This window comes from Geodermatophilus sp. SYSU D00766 (assembly GCF_054049915.1).
The window spans coordinates 67,806-86,187 of the sequence record NZ_JBJGYI010000003.1 but is presented as its reverse complement, the minus strand read 5'-3'; the positions used below and the strand labels follow the sequence as shown (position 1 = coordinate 86,187).

At 70.8% G+C, this 18,382-nt stretch carries 13 protein-coding genes; 10 read left to right on the top strand and 3 right to left on the bottom strand.

The window, feature by feature from the left end:
* Positions 1 to 71 precede the first annotated feature (71 nt).
* The 5 genes from rplA to ACI8AD_RS03940 all read left to right on the top strand — a co-directional run bounded on the left by rplA (position 72) and on the right by ACI8AD_RS03940 (position 10,280).
* Positions 72 to 791 (top strand): 50S ribosomal protein L1, encoded by a 720-nt coding sequence (gene rplA / locus ACI8AD_RS03960; RefSeq protein ID WP_456869237.1) that lies wholly within the window; start codon positions 72 to 74, stop codon positions 789 to 791.
* 451 nt (positions 792 to 1,242) lie between these two features.
* Entirely contained in the window at positions 1,243 to 1,851 is a 609-nt protein-coding gene (gene rplJ, locus ACI8AD_RS03955) for a 50S ribosomal protein L10 (RefSeq protein ID WP_456869236.1), read from the top strand.
* A gap of 17 nt (positions 1,852 to 1,868) precedes the next feature.
* Positions 1,869 to 2,264 (top strand): 50S ribosomal protein L7/L12, encoded by a 396-nt coding sequence (gene rplL, locus ACI8AD_RS03950; RefSeq protein ID WP_089402097.1) that lies wholly within the window; start codon positions 1,869 to 1,871, stop codon positions 2,262 to 2,264.
* A 509-nt stretch (positions 2,265 to 2,773) separates the two neighbouring features.
* A complete protein-coding gene (gene rpoB, locus ACI8AD_RS03945) occupies positions 2,774 to 6,283 on the top strand; it encodes a DNA-directed RNA polymerase subunit beta (RefSeq protein WP_456869235.1) in 3,510 nt (1,169 codons plus the stop codon).
* Between the two features lie 91 nt (positions 6,284 to 6,374).
* Positions 6,375 to 10,280, top strand: coding sequence for a DNA-directed RNA polymerase subunit beta' (locus ACI8AD_RS03940; protein ID WP_456869234.1), 3,906 nt, complete (start codon positions 6,375 to 6,377; stop codon positions 10,278 to 10,280).
* A 181-nt stretch (positions 10,281 to 10,461) separates the two neighbouring features.
* Here the strand turns inward: ACI8AD_RS03940 and ACI8AD_RS03935 are convergent, their stop codons facing one another.
* The 3 genes from ACI8AD_RS03935 to ACI8AD_RS03925 form a co-directional block, all read right to left on the bottom strand.
* Positions 10,462 to 11,505 carry an LLM class F420-dependent oxidoreductase gene (locus ACI8AD_RS03935; protein ID WP_456869233.1) on the bottom strand — a complete coding sequence of 348 codons (1,044 nt, stop codon included), beginning with the start codon at positions 11,503 to 11,505 and terminating at the stop codon, positions 10,462 to 10,464.
* Between the two features lie 87 nt (positions 11,506 to 11,592).
* Positions 11,593 to 11,823 (bottom strand): hypothetical protein, encoded by a 231-nt coding sequence (locus ACI8AD_RS03930; protein WP_456869232.1) that lies wholly within the window; start codon positions 11,821 to 11,823, stop codon positions 11,593 to 11,595.
* 135 nt (positions 11,824 to 11,958) lie between these two features.
* Positions 11,959 to 12,924 carry a hypothetical protein gene (locus ACI8AD_RS03925; protein WP_456869231.1) on the bottom strand — a complete coding sequence of 322 codons (966 nt, stop codon included), beginning with the start codon at positions 12,922 to 12,924 and terminating at the stop codon, positions 11,959 to 11,961.
* Positions 12,925 to 13,556: 632 nt separating this feature from the next.
* On the opposite strand from ACI8AD_RS03925, the gene rpsL reads away from it, so the two are divergent.
* The 5 genes from rpsL to rpsJ all read left to right on the top strand — a co-directional run bounded on the left by rpsL (position 13,557) and on the right by rpsJ (position 18,367).
* On the top strand, positions 13,557 to 13,931 hold the full coding sequence (rpsL, locus tag ACI8AD_RS03920) for a 30S ribosomal protein S12 (protein WP_012950487.1): 375 nt from the start codon (positions 13,557 to 13,559) through the stop codon (positions 13,929 to 13,931).
* A 1-nt stretch (position 13,932) separates the two neighbouring features.
* A complete protein-coding gene (rpsG, locus tag ACI8AD_RS03915; RefSeq protein ID WP_089402103.1) occupies positions 13,933 to 14,403 on the top strand; it encodes a 30S ribosomal protein S7 in 471 nt (156 codons plus the stop codon).
* A gap of 107 nt (positions 14,404 to 14,510) precedes the next feature.
* Positions 14,511 to 16,610 (top strand): elongation factor G, encoded by a 2,100-nt coding sequence (fusA, locus tag ACI8AD_RS03910; RefSeq protein WP_456869230.1) that lies wholly within the window; start codon positions 14,511 to 14,513, stop codon positions 16,608 to 16,610.
* Between the two features lie 87 nt (positions 16,611 to 16,697).
* Positions 16,698 to 17,891: an elongation factor Tu gene (tuf, locus tag ACI8AD_RS03905; RefSeq protein ID WP_446768809.1), complete on the top strand. Its 1,194-nt coding sequence runs from the start codon at positions 16,698 to 16,700 to the stop codon at positions 17,889 to 17,891.
* 170 nt (positions 17,892 to 18,061) lie between these two features.
* Positions 18,062 to 18,367: a 30S ribosomal protein S10 gene (gene rpsJ / locus ACI8AD_RS03900; RefSeq protein WP_014742859.1), complete on the top strand. Its 306-nt coding sequence runs from the start codon at positions 18,062 to 18,064 to the stop codon at positions 18,365 to 18,367.
* The last annotated feature ends 15 nt before the right edge of the window (positions 18,368 to 18,382 follow it).

The window sequence follows — 18,382 nt, the reverse complement described above, 5'->3', positions numbered from 1 at the left end:
GTGGGAGGGCCGCGCCAGGCCCGTCGACCACACGACTCCCCGAGCCGCAGGGCCGGGGGAGAGGACACACCATGGCGAAGCACGGCAAGAAGTACCTCGAGGCGGCGTCCAGGGTCGACCGCGAGAAGCTCTACAGCCCGCTGCAGGCGGCGGGGCTGGCGAAGGAGACCTCGCCGACGACGTACGACGCCACCGTCGAGGTGGCCATGCGGCTCGGCGTCGACCCGCGCAAGGCCGACCAGATGGTCCGCGGCACGGTGAACCTGCCGCACGGCACCGGCAAGACCGCCCGCGTCATCGTCTTCGCGACCGGTGACAAGGCCGCCGAGGCCGAGGCCGCCGGCGCCGACGTCGTCGGCTCCGACGACCTGATCGCGCGCATCCAGGAGGGCTTCCTGGACTTCGACGCCGCGATCGCCACCCCCGACCAGATGGCCAAGGTCGGCCGCATCGCGCGCATCCTCGGCCCCCGCGGCCTCATGCCGAACCCGAAGACCGGCACGGTGACCCCCGACGTCACCAAGGCCGTCGCCGACATCAAGGGCGGGAAGATCAACTTCCGCGTCGACAAGCAGGCCAACCTGCACCTGGTGATCGGCAAGACCTCCTTCGACGAGACGCGGCTGGTCGAGAACTACGCCGCCGCGCTCGACGAGGTGCTGCGCGCCAAGCCGGCCGCGGCCAAGGGCCGGTACCTCAAGAAGGTCACCATCTCCACCACCATGGGCCCCGGCATCCCGGTCGACCCGAACCGCACCCGCAACCTGACGGTGGACGAGCCCACCGCCTGAGTCGGCTCGCGGCGGGACCCTGCGAGGGGACCGCACCGGCACGTCCCCGGAGGCCCCGCAGCGCACCGCGCCGCGGGGCCTCCGCGCGTCTGCGAGGGGACTCCCGTCGAGATCCCGTGATCTCGACGCGGGACGAGCGCTGGCGCGTGCGAGATCACGTGATCTCGACCGGGGTCCGCCCGGTGACGACGGCGACACGGGCGCCGCTCCGGCAGCGTGTACGCTGGGCGGCGTTCCCCCCACGACCGCTGGTCGTCGCACGTCCGCGTGCGATCGAAGGTCCCGGATCCCCGGGCGGCCCGCGCAGGAGGACGGTTCGATCGACCGGGCGCTGCGCCGCCCGCGTCCCTCGCCCCGTGCGCCCTGCGCCGGGGCGTTCCTCGTCTCCGGGCCCCGATCGCCGCGCCCCGTGCGGCGCACGGGCGGTCGCCCGTCCGACGAGAGGAGGCCCATGCCCACGCAGGCGAAGGCCGCGGTGATCGACGAGATCACCGAGCGGTTCCAGAAGTCCAGCGCGGCCGTGCTCACCGAGTACCGCGGGCTCACCGTGTCGCAGCTGACCCAGCTGCGTCGTTCCCTCGGTGCGGGCAGCAGCTACGCCGTCGTCAAGAACACCCTGACGAAGCGGGCGGCGGACGAGGTCGGCCACGCCGACCTGGCCCCGCTGCTCAACGGCCCCACCGCGATCGCCTTCATCGAGGGCGACGTCGTCGAGGCCGCCAAGGCCATCCGCGACTTCGCGCGCGCCAACCCGCTGCTCGTCGTCAAGGGCGGCGTCGTCGAGGGCCGCACCGTCGGCCCCGCCGAGGTCACCGCCCTGGCCGACGTCGAGCCGCGCGAGGTGCTGCTGGCCAAGCTGGCCGGCGCGATGAAGGGCAACCTGACCAAGGCCGCCGGCCTGTTCCAGGCCCCGCTGTCGCAGGTCGCCCGCCTGGCCGCGGCGCTGCAGGAGAAGAAGGAGTCCGCCGAGGGCCCCGCCGCTCCCGCCGCCGACACCGCTGCCGCCGACACCACCACCGACACCGCCGAGACCGCGGACGCCGCGGCCGGCACCGACTGACCCCAGAAGGAGAGATCATGGCCAAGCTGTCCACCACGGAGCTGCTCGACGCGTTCAAGGAGATGACGCTGCTCGAGCTGTCCGACTTCGTGAAGCAGTTCGAGGAGACCTTCGAGGTCACCGCTGCCGCCCCGGTCGCCGTCGCGGCCGCCGCCCCCGCCGGTGGCGGTGGCGACGGTGGCGCCCCCGCCGCCGAGGAGCAGGACGAGTTCGACGTCATCCTCGAGAGCGCCGGCGACAAGAAGATCCAGGTCATCAAGGAGGTGCGCGGCCTGACCTCGCTCGGCCTCAAGGAGGCCAAGGACCTGGTCGACGGCGCGCCGAAGCCGGTCCTGGAGAAGGTCGCCAAGGACGCTGCCGAGAAGGCCAAGGCCGCCCTCGAGGGCGCCGGCGCCACCGTCACCGTCAAGTAGAAGGACCCCGGCGCCCCCCAGCCCTCGCTCCGCTCGGGCCGGGACCCTGCGCCGGGGCCGTTCCACCGCGTCACCTCGCGGCGTTCCGCCGCACACAGGGGCCGTCCTCCTCCGGGAGGGCGGCCCCTGTGGCGTCCGGGGGAGGGGCCCGCGGCCACCCCGGGCGGGATCCCGGCGGCGTGGCGGAGACAACCGGCCCTCCCGGCTGGCATCATGGCGACGCGGAACGCCGCCCGGTCTGCCGGACGCCGTCCTTCCCGGGTCGTGGTGTGGGTCGCCCCTCACCCCCCGACGTGGACAGCCCCCGTCAGCAGGGGTAGGGTTCTCTGTTGCGCTGCCCCCTGACTGCCTGCCCGCCGAGCCGGGTCGCCTGGGGTGCCCGGGATCCTCCGGGCGCCCGGTCGACCGAGCGGGCCGGTCGCCGCGGACAGCCCCGCCGAAACCGACGACGACCCAGGACGAACCGCACCCACCGCCCGCACGTCGTGAGGTCCTTGGAAGGACGCATCTTGGCAGGCTCTCGCCCCACCAGCATCTCCCCCAGCACCACCGAGTCCGGCGGCTACGGCCAGCAGAACCAGACTCCCTCGGCCGGCCCGCGCACCGGTGAGGCCGACCAGCAGAAGATCCCCGGCGCACCGCTCCGGGTCTCGTTCGCGAAGATCTCCGAGCCCCTCGAGGTCCCGGACCTGCTCGCCCTGCAGACCGCGTCCTTCGACTGGCTGATCGGCAGCCCCGAGTGGCGCGCCACCCTCTCGCCCGAGGAGCAGGCCTCCGCCGTCGGCGGCCTGGCCGAGATCCTCGAGGAGATCTCCCCGATCGAGGACTTCAGCGGCTCGATGTCGCTGTCCTTCTCCAACCCGCGCTTCGAGGACGTCAAGGCGTCCCTCGAGGAGTGCAAGGACAAGGACATGACCTACGCGGCGCCGCTGTTCGTCACCGCGGAGTTCATGAACAACACCACCGGCGAGATCAAGTCGCAGACGGTGTTCATGGGCGACTTCCCGATCATGACGAACAAGGGCACGTTCGTCATCAACGGCACCGAGCGCGTCGTCGTCTCCCAGCTCGTGCGCAGCCCGGGCGTCTACTTCGACAAGACCCTGGACAAGACCTCCGACAAGGACGTCTTCAGCGCCAAGGTCATCCCCAGCCGCGGGGCGTGGCTGGAGTTCGACGTCGACAAGCGCGACACCGTCGGCGTCCGCATCGACCGCAAGCGCCGCCAGCCGGTCACCGTGCTGCTCAAGGCGCTGGGCTGGACCGAGGACCGCATCCGCGAGCACTTCCAGTGGTCGCCCACGGTCCTGGCCACCCTGGAGAAGGACCACATCGCAGGGCAGGACGAGGCGCTGCTCGACATCTACCGCAAGCTGCGGCCGGGTGAGCCGCCGACGCGGGAGAGCGCCCAGGCGCTGCTGGAGAACCTCTTCTTCAACCCCAAGCGCTACGACCTGGCCAAGGTCGGCCGCTACAAGGTCAACAAGAAGCTGGGCGTCGAGGTGCCGCAGGCCACCCTGACGCTGACCGAGGACGACATCGTCGCCACCATCGAGTACGTCGTGCGGCTGCACGCCGGCGAGCCCGACCACGGCGTCGACGACATCGACCACTTCGGCAACCGCCGGCTGCGCACCGTCGGTGAGCTGATCCAGAACCAGATCCGGGTCGGCCTCTCCCGCATGGAGCGCGTCGTCCGCGAGCGGATGACGACCCAGGACGTCGAGGCGATCACGCCGCAGACCCTGATCAACATCCGGCCGGTCGTCGCCTCCATCAAGGAGTTCTTCGGCACCAGCCAGCTGTCGCAGTTCATGGACCAGACCAACCCGCTCGCGGGCCTGACCCACAAGCGCCGCCTGTCGGCGCTGGGCCCGGGTGGTCTGTCGCGTGAGCGGGCCGGCATGGAGGTCCGCGACGTGCACCCGAGCCACTACGGCCGGATGTGCCCGATCGAGACCCCCGAGGGTCCGAACATCGGCCTGATCGGCTCGCTGTCGGCCTACGGCCGCGTCAACGCCTTCGGCTTCATCGAGACCCCCTACCGGCGGGTCGAGAACGGCGTGGTCACCGACCAGATCGAGTACCTGACCGCCGACGAGGAGGACCGCTTCGTCGTCGCCCAGGCCAACTCGCCGCTGGACGCGCAGGGCCGCTTCGCCGAGGACCGCGTCCTGGTCCGCACCAAGGGCGGTGAGGTCGACTACCTCGCCCCCGAGAGCGTCGACTACATGGACGTCTCGCCGCGGCAGATGACCTCGGTCGCGACGGCGATGATCCCGTTCCTCGAGCACGACGACGCCAACCGCGCGCTCATGGGCGCGAACATGCAGCGTCAGGCCGTCCCGCTGCTGCGCAGCGAGGCGCCGCTCGTCGGCACCGGCATGGAGCTGCGTGCCGCCGTCGACGCCGGCGACGTCGTGGTCGCGGAGAAGGCCGGCGTGGTCGAGGACTCCACCGCCGACTACGTCACCGTCATGGCCGACGACGGCACCCGGCAGACCTACCGGCTGCTGAAGTTCCGCCGCTCCAACCAGGGCACCTCGATCAACCAGACCCCCGTCGTCGACGAGGGTCAGCGGGTCGAGGTCGGCCAGGTCATCGCCGACGGGCCGTGCACCGACCAGGGCGAGATGGCGCTGGGCAAGAACCTGCTCGTCGCCTTCATGCCGTGGGAGGGCCACAACTACGAGGACGCGATCATCCTGTCGCAGCGCCTCGTGCAGGACGACGTCCTGTCCTCGATCCACATCGAGGAGTTCGAGGTCGACGCCCGCGACACCAAGCTCGGTGCCGAGGAGATCACCCGGGACATCCCGAACGTCTCCGAGGAGGTCCTCGCCGACCTCGACGAGCGCGGCATCATCCGCATCGGTGCCGAGGTCGTCCCCGGCGACATCCTCGTCGGCAAGGTGACGCCGAAGGGCGAGACCGAGCTGACCCCCGAGGAGCGACTGCTGCGTGCGATCTTCGGCGAGAAGGCCCGCGAGGTCCGCGACACGTCGCTGAAGGTCAAGCACGGTGAGTCCGGCAAGGTCATCGGCGTCCGCGTGTTCTCCCGCGAGGACGGCGACGAGCTGCCCGCCGGCGTCAACGAGCTGATCCGGGTCTACGTCGCCCAGATGCGCAAGATCTCCGACGGCGACAAGCTCGCCGGCCGCCACGGCAACAAGGGCGTCATCGCGAAGATCCTGCCGCAGGAGGACATGCCGTTCCTCGAGGACGGCACCCCGGTCGACATCGTGCTCAACCCGCTGGGCGTGCCCGGCCGGATGAACGTCGGCCAGGTCCTGGAGACCCACCTCGGGTGGATCGCCAAGCAGGGCTGGAACGTCGAGGGCACCCCCGAGTGGGCCGCCAACCTGCCGGAGGCCGCCAAGTCGGCCGCCCCGGGGACGCGGACCGCGACGCCGGTGTTCGACGGCGCCCGCGAGGAGGAGATCATCGGGCTGCTCGGCTCGACGACCCCGAACCGCGACGGCGACCGGATGGTCCAGGAGACCGGCAAGGCGCGGCTGTTCGACGGCCGCTCCGGCGAGCCGTTCCCCGAGCCGATCTCGGTGGGCTACGTCTACATCCTGAAGCTGCTGCACCTGGTCGACGACAAGATCCACGCCCGGTCGACCGGCCCCTACTCGATGATCACGCAGCAGCCGCTGGGTGGTAAGGCGCAGTTCGGTGGCCAGCGCTTCGGTGAGATGGAGTGCTGGGCGATGCAGGCCTACGGCGCGGCCTACGCCCTGCAGGAGCTGCTGACCATCAAGTCCGACGACATCCTCGGCCGGGTCAAGGTCTACGAGGCCATCGTCAAGGGCGAGAACATCCCCGAGCCGGGCATCCCCGAGTCGTTCAAGGTGTTGCTCAAGGAGCTGCAGTCGCTCTGCCTCAACGTGGAGGTGCTGTCCGGCGACGGGCAGGCGATCGAGCTGCGCGACACCGACGACGAGGTGTTCCGGGCCGCGGAGGAGCTGGGCATCGACCTGTCCCGCCGCGAGCCGTCGTCCGTCGAGGACGTCTGATCCGCTGCCGGCCGGCTCCTGACCACCGGGGCCGGCCGGCCCCCCACTTCGCCAGAAGAAGAGAACTAGCCCCGGGAAAGGGGTCCACTCAGTGCTCGACGTCAACTTCTTCGACGAGCTCCGCATCGGTCTGGCCACCGGCGACGACATCCGCCAGTGGTCGCACGGTGAGGTGAAGAAGCCCGAGACCATCAACTACCGGACCCTGCGTCCGGAGAAGGACGGTCTCTTCTGCGAGAAGATCTTCGGTCCCACCCGGGACTGGGAGTGCTACTGCGGCAAGTACAAGCGCGTCCGCTTCAAGGGCATCATCTGTGAGCGCTGCGGCGTCGAGGTGACCCGCGCCAAGGTGCGGCGTGAGCGGATGGGCCACATCGAGCTGGCCGCGCCGGTCACCCACATCTGGTTCTTCAAGGGCGTCCCCTCGCGCCTGGGCTACCTGCTCGACCTGGCGCCCAAGGACCTCGAGAAGATCATCTACTTCGCCGCCTACCTGATCACCTCGGTCGACGACGAGGCGCGCCACCGCGACCTCCCGACCATCGAGGCCGAGATCAGCGCGGAGAAGCACAACCTCGAGAGCCGGCGCGACGCCGACGTCGAGGCCCGCCAGCAGAAGCTCGAGGCCGACCTGGCCGAGCTCGAGGCGGAGGGCGCCAAGTCCGACGTCCGCCGCAAGGTGCGCGAGGGCGGCGAGCGCGAGATGCGCCAGCTGCGCGACCGCGCCCAGCGGGAGATCGACCGCCTCGAGGAGGTGCTCGACACCTTCCGCAAGCTCGAGGTCAAGCAGCTCATCGCCGACGAGGGCCTCTACCGCGAGCTGCGCGACCGCTTCGGTGAGTACTTCGAGGGCGGCATGGGTGCCGCGGCCCTGCAGAAGCTGCTGGCCGACTTCGACCTCGACGCCGAGGCCGCCTCGCTGCGCGACACCATCCGCAACGGCAAGGGCCAGCGCAAGCTGCGGGCCCTCAAGCGGCTGAAGGTCGTCGCGGCGTTCCAGCAGACGCGCAACTCGCCCATGGGCATGGTGCTCGACTGCGTGCCGGTCATCCCGCCGGACCTGCGCCCGATGGTGCAGCTCGACGGTGGCCGCTTCGCCACCAGCGACATGAACGACCTGTACCGCCGGGTCATCAACCGCAACAACCGGCTCAAGCGGCTGCTCGACCTCGGCGCGCCCGAGATCATCGTGAACAACGAGAAGCGGATGCTGCAGGAGTCCGTGGACGCGCTGTTCGACAACGGCCGCCGCGGCCGGCCGGTCACCGGCCCGGGCAACCGTCCCCTGAAGTCCCTGAGCGACCTGCTCAAGGGCAAGCAGGGCCGGTTCCGGCAGAACCTGCTCGGCAAGCGCGTCGACTACTCCGGCCGCTCGGTCATCGTCGTCGGCCCGCAGCTGAAGCTGCACCAGTGCGGCCTGCCCAAGCAGATGGCGCTGGAGCTGTTCAAGCCCTTCGTCATGAAGCGGCTGGTCGACCTCAACCACGCGCAGAACATCAAGTCCGCCAAGCGCATGGTCGAGCGCGCCCGTCCCGTCGTCTGGGACGTGCTCGAGGAGGTCATCACCGAGCACCCGGTGCTGCTGAACCGGGCGCCGACGCTGCACCGCCTGGGCATCCAGGCCTTCGAGCCGCAGCTGGTCGAGGGCAAGGCCATCCAGATCCACCCGCTGGTCTGCACCGCGTTCAACGCGGACTTCGACGGTGACCAGATGGCGGTGCACCTGCCGCTGTCGGCCGAGGCGCAGGCCGAGGCCCGCATCCTCATGCTGTCGAGCAACAACATCCTGAGCCCGGCCGACGGTCGCCCGATCACCGCGCCGACCCAGGACATGGTGCTGGGCCTGTACCACCTGACCACCCTGGTGCCGAGCCGGTACGAGGCCGACGGTGGGCGTCCGGCGGCCTTCGGGTCGACGGCCGAGGCGATCATGGCGTTCGACAAGGGCGCCCTGGGCCTGCAGGAGCGGGCGCTCATCCGCCTCGACGAGGTGTTCGGCGTCGACAACGGCAAGGTCAACCCCGCGTGGGAGCAGCCGGCCGACTGGGCGCCGGGTGCGCCGGCGCTGGTCGAGACCAGCCTGGGCCGCGTGCTGTTCAACGAGGCCCTGCCCGAGGACTACCGCTTCGTCAACTACCAGGTGCCGAAGAAGGAGCTCGGGGCGATCGTCAACGACCTCGCCGAGCGCTACCCCAAGGTGCAGGTCGCGGCGACCCTGGACGCCCTCAAGTCGGCCGGTTTCCGCTGGGCCACCCGCTCGGGCGTCACGATCGCCATCGACGACGTCGTCACGCCGCCGGCCAAGCAGGAGATCCTCGACCGGCACGAGAACGAGGCCCGGCAGATCGAGCGGCAGTACGAGCGCGGTGTCATCACCGACGCCGAGCGCCGCGGCGAGCTGATCGAGATCTGGACCCGCGCGCGGGCCGAGGTCAGCCAGGCGATGGTGGACAACTTCCCGACCACCAACCCGGTCTGGGTCATGGTCAACTCGGGCGCCCGAGGCAACATGATGCAGATCAGCCAGATCGCCGGCATGCGCGGTCTGGTGGCCAACCCGAAGGGCGAGATCATCCCGCGGCCGATCAAGGCCAACTTCCGGGAGGGTCTGTCCGTGCTGGAGTACTTCATCTCCACGCACGGTGCCCGCAAGGGCCTGGCCGACACCGCCCTGCGGACCGCGGACTCCGGGTACCTCACCCGGCGGCTGGTCGACGTCTCCCAGGACGTCATCATCCGCGAGGAGGACTGCGGCACCGAGCGCGGCGTCATCATGCCGATCGCCACGGTGGTCGACGGGGTCCTCACCCGGGACGCGCACGTCGAGACCAGCGTCTACGCCCGCTCCCTGGCCGCCGACGTGGTGGCCGAGGACGGCACGCTGGTCGCGCAGGCCGGCCAGGACCTGGGCGACGTGCTCATCGGCGCGCTGGTCGACGCCAACGTGGCCGAGGTCAAGGTCCGCTGCGTGCTGACCTGCGAGTCCCTGCTGGGCACCTGCGCGACCTGCTACGGCCGGTCGCTGGCCACCGGCAAGCTCGTCGACGTCGGCGAGGCGGTCGGCATCATCGCCGCCCAGTCGATCGGTGAGCCCGGCACCCAGCTGACGATGCGCACCTTCCACACCGGTGGTGTCGCGGGTGAGGACATCACCCACGGTCTCCCGCGTGTGGTGGAGCTCTTCGAGGCCCGCGTCCCCAAGGGCAAGGCCCCGATCGCCGAGCTGGCCGGCTCCGTCCGGATCGAGGACGGCGAGCAGTTCCGCAAGCTGACCATCACCCCGGACGACGGCTCCGACGAGGTCGTCTACGACAAGCTGTCGCGCCGGTCGCGGCTGCGGGTCGAGGACGGCGCCCACGTCGAGGTCGGCGAGCAGCTCACCGAGGGCGCGGTGGACCCGCACGAGGTGCTGCGGATCATGGGCCCGCGCGAGGTGCAGCTGCACCTGGTCCGCGAGGTCCAGGAGGTCTACCGCAGCCAGGGCGTGTCGATCCACGACAAGCACATCGAGGTGATCATCCGGCAGATGCTCAAGCGGGTGACCATCATCGACTCGGGCGCCACGGAGTTCCTCCCCGGTGCGCTGGTCGAGCGGACGCTGTTCGAGACCGAGAACCGCCGCGTCGTCGCCGAGGGCGGCGAGCCGGCCTCGGCCCGTCCGGTGCTCATGGGCATCACCAAGGCCTCGCTCGCGACCGAGTCGTGGCTGTCGGCCGCCTCCTTCCAGGAGACGACCAAGGTGCTCACCGACGCCGCGATCCAGGGCAAGAGCGACAGCCTGCTCGGCCTCAAGGAGAACGTGATCATCGGCAAGCTGATCCCGGCGGGTACGGGCATCAGCCGCTACCGGAACATCACGGTCGAGCCGACCGAGGAGGCCCGCGCCGCCGTCTACACGATGGCCGGGTACGACGACGGGCAGTACTACAGCCCCGACGTCTTCGGTGCCGGCTCCGGTGAGGCCGTGCGCCTCGAGGAGTACGACTGGCGAGGCTGATCCCCGCAGCACGTGAGGAGGGCCCCGCAGATCGCGAGATCTGCGGGGCCCTCCCGCGTCTGGGGTGCCGGCACGATCAGGTCACCTGATCGTGCTGCGTCCTGGCTCACCGTGGGAGGTGAGCCAGGACGCGCTCAGGTGAGCTCGGACGACGACGGCGTCACGTGACGCAAGATGTGCCCTATCCGTCGGCCAGGCGGCGCATGGTCTCCACGGTGCGCAGCCGGCCCTCGCGGCTGTCGTCGAGCGGCTGCAGCGCGATGGTGGTGACCCCGGCCTCGGCGTAGGCGGCGACCCGCTCGGCCACGTAGGACTCCGGCCCGATGAGCGACACCTTCCGGACGAACTCCTCCGGCAGTGCGGCCGCGGCCTCGTCCTTGCGTCCGGACAGGTAGAGGTCCTGCACGGTCTCGGCGGCGTCGTCGTACCCGTAGCGCCGGGCGAGGTCGTTGTAGAAGTTCTTGCCCTTGGCCCCCATGCCGCCGACGTAGAGCGCCAGGTGCGGCCGCACCGCGTCGTGCAGGTGGTCGACGTCCTCCCCGATCGCCACCGGGACGCCGCAGATGACCTGCAGCTCGCCGAGCTCGGGGTCGCGCTTGGCCTTCCCGGCCCGCAGGGCGTCGCCCCAGACGTCGTCGGCGCGCTCGGGCATGAACCAGATCGGCTCCCACACCTCGGCGATCTCGGCGGCGAGCTCGACGTTCTTGGGACCCAGCGCGGCGAGCATGACCGGGATCCGCTCGCGGACCGGGGTGTTGATCAGCTTGAGCGGCTTGCCCAGGCCGGTGCCCTGGTCGGCCGGCAGCGGGACGGTGTACTTCGGGCCCTCGTGCACCAGCCGGTCACGCCGCCACACCTGCCGGCAGATCTCCACGACCTCCCGGGTGCGCTGCAACGGGGCGTCGTAGGGGACGCCGTGCCAGCCCTCGATGACCTGCGGGCCGGAGGCGCCCAGGCCGAGGGTGAAGCGGCCCCCGGAGACGAAGTCCAGGCCGGCCGCGGTCATCGCCGTCAGCGCCGGCGTGCGGCTGTAGATCGGCAGGATCGCGCTCATCAGCTCGACGCGCTGGGTGACGGCGGCCAGGTACCCGAGCTGGCTCACGGCGTCGAAGGTGTAGACCTCCGCGCACATCGCGAGGTCGAGCCCGGCGGCCTCCAGGTCGACGATCTCCGCCGCCGTCTCCTGGAACCCCCCGGCGTAACTGGCCTGGATGCCGATGCGCACCTGCACTCCTCTGGTCGGCGGCGCCCGCGTCGGCGCCACGGCGACCGTAGCGGGTGCGCCCGGCCGGTCCCCCGGGCTCGGGGCGGCTCAGGCGGTGCGGCTGCGCAGCGGGCGGATGGCGCCCACGACCTCGGTCACCACACGGACGCCGTCGACGTCGCGGGGCACCCGGCCGGCCGCGTCGGAGTCGGCGACGTCGACCTTGACGACGTACCCGCTGTCGCGCCGGGCCAGGCCGATGCCGACGACGCCGGGCTGGGCGGACAACTGGGTGGCCAGGGCGCTCTTGGCGGCACGGGCGGCGGCACGGTCGGTCACGAGGGCTCCTCGCTGGCGCCCGCCGGCCGGGAGCCCGGGGCGAGGAAGGCCCCGGGCGGACGGGCGGGCTCGGTCACCTCCCCATGGTGCCTCGTCCCCGCCCGGAGCGACATCCCCCTGACCTGGGGACTTCGCTCAGGAGGCGACCCACTCCGCCCCGAGCTCCGCCAGCACGGTCGCCAGCGGGTTGGCGAAGGTCAGCCCGGCGCCGGTGCTCCCGCCCTGGGTGCTGCCCGCGAACAGCAGGGCCAACGGCGCGCGGTCGCTGCTGCGCCAGATCACCGACCCGCTGTCGCCGCCGGCGGAGAACGCCCCTGACAGGCCCTCGATCTCGATCTGGTCGTCGAAGAGGTGCACGCCGTCGTCGTACTGGACGGCGACCCCGTCGACCTCCACCGCCGTGATCCGCCCGCGCGTGTGCCCGGTGGTCCGGCCGACCTTCTCCACCTCCTCGTCGGGCTCGAGGTCGACCCCGTCGGGCACCGTGGTGCCGAGCGGGCCGCCCGGGAGGCCGCCCGGGTCGGCCTCGACCCCGTCGTCGACCGTGGCCGCCGCGGCGTCGACCCGGTTGGCGCGGTCGGTCAGGCGCACGGCGGCGGCCAGCGTGGCCACCCGGTCGGCGGGCGTGCCGCCGTCGGCGGGGCCCGGCTGCAGCACCGCGTCGCCGACCGCGCCGGTGTCGGTGGCGGCCAGCACGTGGTTGTTCGACAGCACGGCCAGCCGGCCGCCGAGCCGGACGAAGCCCCCCAGGGTCCCGGCGCTGACCGTCGGGTGCGCCACCGACAGCCCGGGGACCAGCGGCCGGGTGCGTCGCTGCAGCTGCCCGGGGGAGCGGGCCGGCTGAGGCACTATCGGCCCGGTCACCCGGACGTCGACCTCGGCGCGGACGGCGTCCTCGAGGCCGGTGAGCAGCACCCGCGCGTCGGCCTCCGCCGCCACCCGGATGGCCAGGTGGGCCCGGCCGGGGGAGACCGGGGCCAGCCCGATCGCCGGCCGCGTCCACAGCCGGCCGCCGAGGTCGCTCGCGGTGACCAGGGGGAAGCCCTCGGCCAGCCGCGCGGTGAGGCGCGCCTTGAGCTCGCGCGCCGAGTCGATGAGCACGGAGACCTCCGTTGCGGTGAGTGGCTCTGCTGCGACCGACCGTAGGGGGCACCACCGACAGTCGCGCGTCCCCGCGGCCCCCGGCGAGCCCCTGCGGTGCCCGTGCCGACGGCGTCGCGGGCCTGGCGGACCGCCCGTCGGGCGGTACAGTGCTCGCCACCCCGGGCCGGCGGAACAGCCCGGCGCGGCCGCCGGGAATACCGGCAGGGCGCGCGCCGCTGCACCTGTCGAGTCGGTCCGGACGTGAGGTTGGCCTCGCCCGCTGGGCGCCCGGGACCCGGCTTTGACCGCCTCCCGGACCGCGGGTATCGTGGTCAGCCGTGCCCAGGGTGCCCTGGGCCTGCTCCCGTTCGCGGTGCGCCTGGGTGTCCGGAGGTCCGTCCTCCTGGCCGCGGGTCCGCCCCGGAGGGCCGCCCCGCGGGGTGGCGCCCGGAGGTGGCGGCGCCGAGTCGCGGGGGGCGACCCGTCCGGTTCGACCACCGGCCGGTCCTGGGGTCGGCGACACGCCCGACCGCGGGGGCCGGTGAGTGGCTCGCGACCAGGGTGGACACCCCGGCAGGACCGGCACCGGCGACACGACAGCAGCACCGTCCACAGCACGACCCAGCGCAGGTAGGAGATCCAGGCCACCCATGCCCACGATCAACCAGCTGGTCCGCAAGGGCCGCGAGGACAAGGTCGAGAAGACCAAGACCCCGGCGTTGAAGGGCTCCCCTCAGCGTCGTGGCGTGTGCACCCGCGTGTACACGACGACGCCGAAGAAGCCGAACTCGGCGCTGCGCAAGGTCGCTCGCGTCCGCCTCACCAGTGGCATCGAGGTGACCGCGTACATCCCGGGCGTCGGCCACAACCTGCAGGAGCACTCGATGGTGCTCGTGCGCGGCGGTCGCGTGAAGGACCTCCCGGGTGTGCGCTACAAGATCATCCGCGGCTCGCTGGACACCCAGGGCGTCCGCAACCGCAAGCAGGCTCGCAGCCGGTACGGCGCGAAGAAGGAGAAGAGCTGACATGCCGCGCAAGGGCCCCGCGCCGCGCCGTCCGCTGGCTGCCGACCCGGTCTACCAGTCGCCGCTGGTCACCCAGCTGGTGAACAAGGTCCTGGTCGACGGCAAGCGCTCGGTCGCCGAGTCGATCGTCTACGGCGCCCTCGAGGGCTGCCGCGCCAAGACCGACACCGACCCGGTGGTCACGCTCAAGCGCGCGCTGGACAACGTCAAGCCGGCCCTCGAGGTCCGCAGCCGCCGCGTCGGTGGTGCGACCTACCAGGTCCCGGTCGAGGTCCGCGCCTCGCGCAGCACCACCCTGGGCCTGCGCTGGCTGATCCAGTACAGCCGCGCGCGCCGCGAGAAGACGATGACCGAGCGCCTCATGAACGAGCTGCTCGACGCCAGCAACGGCCTCGGTGCCGCGGTCAAGCGCCGCGAGGACACCCACAAGATGGCCGAGTCGAACAAGGCCTTCGCGCACTACCGCTGGTAGTCGCACCCCCGCTGGTGACACACCCCGTCCACCAGCACCCGCCGGCGGGAGCGCCGGGCCACCCCCGGACGACCCGCACGCGGACCAGAGACGAAGAGGAGTGAGGAATGGCCGACAACAAGGCCCAGCTCGCCAAGACCCGCAACATCGGGATCATGGCGCACATCGACGCGGGCAAGACCACGACGACCGAGCGCATCCTCTTCTACACCGGTATCAACTACAAGATCGGTGAGGTCCACGACGGCGCGGCCACGATGGACTGGATGGAGCAGGAGCAGGAGCGCGGCATCACCATCACGTCGGCCGCGACGAAGTGCACCTGGAACGGTCACGACATCAACATCATCGACACCCCGGGGCACGTCGACTTCACCGTCGAGGTGGAGCGGTCCCTGCGCGTGCTCGACGGTGCGGTGGCCGTGTACGACGGTGTCGCCGGCGTGGAGCCGCAGACCGAGCAGGTCTGGCGGCAGGCCGAGAAGTACGGCGTCCCGCGGATGTGCTTCGTCAACAAGCTCGACCGCACCGGCGCGAACTTCTTCCGCTGCGTCGACATGATGGTCGAGCGGCTCGGCGCCAACCCCGCCGTGCTGCAGCTGCCCATCGGTGCCGAGGCCGACTTCATCGGCGTCGTCGACCTGGTCGAGATGCGCGCGCTCACCTGGCGCGGTGAGACCAAGATGGGCGAGGACTACGCCGTCGAGGAGATCCCCGCCGAGCTCGCCGACCAGGCCGCGGAGTACCGCGAGAAGCTGCTCGAGGCCGTCGCCGAGACCGACGACACGATCATGGAGTCCTACCTCGGCGGTGAGGAGATCACCGTCGAGCAGCTGAAGGCCGCCATCCGCAAGGCGACCATCAACGCCCAGATCAACCCGGTCCTCACCGGCACGGCGTTCAAGAACAAGGGCGTGCAGCCCCTGCTCGACGCCGTCGTCGACTACCTGCCCAGCCCGCTGGACATCGAGTCGATCGTCGGCACCGCCCTCGACGGCGAGACCGAGGTCCTGCGGCACGCCGACGAGGACGAGCCGTTCTCGGCGCTGGCCTTCAAGATCCAGACCGACCAGCACCTCGGCAAGCTCACCTACATCCGGGTCTACTCCGGTCGGCTCAACTCCGGGTCCCCGGTGCTCAACAGCACCAAGGACCGCAAGGAGCGGATCGGCAAGATCTACCAGATGCACGCCAACAAGCGCGAGGAGCGCGAGGGCGTGGGTGCCGGCCAGATCGTCGCCGTCGTCGGCCTCAAGCAGACGACGACGGGGGACACCCTCAGCGACCCGCAGAACCCGGTGATCCTGGAGTCGATGACCTTCCCGGCGCCGGTCATCTCGGTGGCCATCGAGCCGAAGACCAAGGGCGACCAGGAGAAGCTGGGCACGGCCATCCAGAAGCTGGCCGAGGAGGACCCGACCTTCCAGGTCAAGCTCGACGAGGAGACCGGCCAGACGGTCATCTCCGGCATGGGCGAGCTGCACCTGGAGATCCTGGTCGACCGCATGCGGCGCGAGTTCCGCGTCGAGGCCAACGTCGGCAAGCCGCAGGTGGCCTACCGCGAGACCATCCGCAAGGCGGTCGAGAAGGTCGACTACACCCACAAGAAGCAGACGGGTGGGTCCGGCCAGTTCGCCAAGGTGCAGGTCACCCTGGAGCCGCTCGAGGTCTCCGGCGACGGCCCGACCTACGAGTTCGTCAACGCCGTCACCGGTGGTCGCATCCCGCGGGAGTACATCCCCTCGGTCGACCAGGGCATGCAGGACGCCATGCAGTACGGCATCCTCGCCGGCTACCCGGTCGTGGGCGTCAAGGCGACCCTGATCGACGGCCAGTACCACGAGGTCGACTCCTCGGAGATGGCCTTCAAGATCGCCGGCTCGATGGTCTTCAAGGAGGCCGCGCGCAAGGCCAGCCCGGCCCTGCTCGAGCCGATGATGGCCGTCGAGGTCGTCACGCCCGAGGACTACATGGGTGACGTCATCGGCGACCTGAACTCCCGGCGCGGGATGATCCAGGCGATGGAGGAGCGCTCCGGCGCCCGCGTCGTCCGGGCCCTGGTCCCGCTCTCGGAGATGTTCGGCTACGTGGGCGACCTGCGCAGCCGCACCCAGGGGCGGGCGAGCTACACCATGGTGTTCGACTCGTACGCCGAGGTCCCGCAGAACGTGGCCAAGGAGATCATCGCCAAGGCCACCGGCGAGTGATCGCCGGGCGGGGTACGTCCCCGCCCGGCCCCCCGCAAGCCCACCCCAGCGTCAGCACGACTGCGACACCACGAGGAGAGGAACCCAGTGGCCAAGGCCAAGTTCGAGCGGACCAAGCCGCACGTCAACATCGGCACCATCGGGCACATCGACCACGGCAAGACCACCCTGACCGCGGCGATCACCAAGGTCCTGCACGACAAGTACCCGGACCTCAACGAGGCGTCGGCCTTCGACCAGATCGACAAGGCGCCCGAGGAGAAGGCCCGCGGCATCACGATCTCGATCGCCCACGTCGAGTACCAGACCGAGAACCGGCACTACGCCCACGTCGACTGCCCGGGTCACGCCGACTACATCAAGAACATGATCACCGGTGCGGCGCAGATGGACGGCGCCATCCTGGTGGTCGCCGCCACCGACGGCCCGATGCCGCAGACCAAGGAGCACGTCCTCCTGGCCCGCCAGGTCGGCGTCCCCTACATCGTCGTGGCGCTCAACAAGGCCGACATGGTCGACGACGAGGAGATCCTCGAGCTCGTCGAGCTGGAGGTCCGCGAGCTGCTCAGCGAGTACGAGTTCCCGGGCGACGACGTCCCCGTGGTCCGCGTCTCGGCGCTCAAGGCCCTCGAGGGCGACGCCGAGTGGGGCGACAAGCTCATGGAGCTCATGAACGCCGTCGACACGGCGATCCCCGAGCCGCAGCGTGAGATCGACAAGCCTTTCCTCATGCCGGTCGAGGACGTCTTCACCATCACCGGCCGCGGCACCGTCGTGACCGGTCGCGTGGAGCGCGGCATCGTCAAGGTGTCGGAGGAGGTCGAGATCGTCGGCATCCGCCCGAACTCGACCAAGACCACCGTCACCGGCGTCGAGATGTTCCGCAAGCTGCTCGACCAGGGCCAGGCCGGCGACAACGTCGGTCTGCTGCTGCGCGGCATCAAGCGCGAGGACGTGGAGCGCGGCCAGGTCGTCGTGAAGCCCGGCTCGATCACCCCGCACACCAACTTCGAGGGTTCGGTCTACATCCTCTCGAAGGACGAGGGTGGCCGTCACACGCCGTTCTTCAACAACTACCGTCCGCAGTTCTACTTCCGGACGACCGACGTCACCGGCGTCGTGACCCTGCCGGCCGGCACCGAGATGGTCATGCCGGGCGACAACACCGAGATGACGGTCGAGCTGATCCAGCCGATCGCCATGGAGGAGGGCCTGCGGTTCGCCATCCGTGAGGGTGGCCGCACCGTCGGCGCCGGTCGCGTCACCAAGATCCTCAAGTAGCACCCCCGACGGGCGGCGGCCGCTTGCCGGCCGCCGCCCGTCCTCGGGTGGTCGCTCGTGCACCTGTGTGCACCGCCACCCCTCCCGCTGGGGCCAGACCGGATGACGTCCGGACGCACCCGGCGTTCCCCAGCTAGCAGAACAGCGATCGGCAGGAGCGAGAGACAGCGATGGCGGGACAGAAGATCCGCATCAGGCTGAAGGCCTACGACCACGAGGCGATCGACGCCTCGGCGCGGCGCATCGTGGACACGGTCACGAAGACCGGAGCGCGCGTCGTCGGCCCGGTGCCGCTGCCGACCGAGAAGAACGTGTACTGCGTCATCCGGTCGCCGCACAAGTACAAGGACTCGCGCGAGCACTTCGAGATGCGCACGCACAAGCGGCTCATCGACATCCTCGACCCGACGCCGAAGACGGTCGACGCGCTCATGCGCATCGACCTGCCGGCCTCGGTCGACGTCAACATCCAGTAAGGGACCGAGACCAGT

What these genes read in the sequence shown, in the direction of transcription:
- rpsG (WP_089402103.1), top strand. Translation starts at nt 13,933, where the DNA reads ATGCCGCGCAAGGGCCCCGCGCCGCGCCGTCCGCTGGCTGCCGACCCG.
- fusA (WP_456869230.1), top strand. Translation starts at nt 14,511, where the DNA reads ATGGCCGACAACAAGGCCCAGCTCGCCAAGACCCGCAACATCGGGATC.
- rplJ (WP_456869236.1), top strand. Translation starts at nt 1,243, where the DNA reads ATGCCCACGCAGGCGAAGGCCGCGGTGATCGACGAGATCACCGAGCGG.
- rplL (WP_089402097.1), top strand. Translation starts at nt 1,869, where the DNA reads ATGGCCAAGCTGTCCACCACGGAGCTGCTCGACGCGTTCAAGGAGATG.
- rplA (WP_456869237.1), top strand. Translation starts at nt 72, where the DNA reads ATGGCGAAGCACGGCAAGAAGTACCTCGAGGCGGCGTCCAGGGTCGAC.
- rpsL (WP_012950487.1), top strand. Translation starts at nt 13,557, where the DNA reads ATGCCCACGATCAACCAGCTGGTCCGCAAGGGCCGCGAGGACAAGGTC.
- rpsJ (WP_014742859.1), top strand. Translation starts at nt 18,062, where the DNA reads ATGGCGGGACAGAAGATCCGCATCAGGCTGAAGGCCTACGACCACGAG.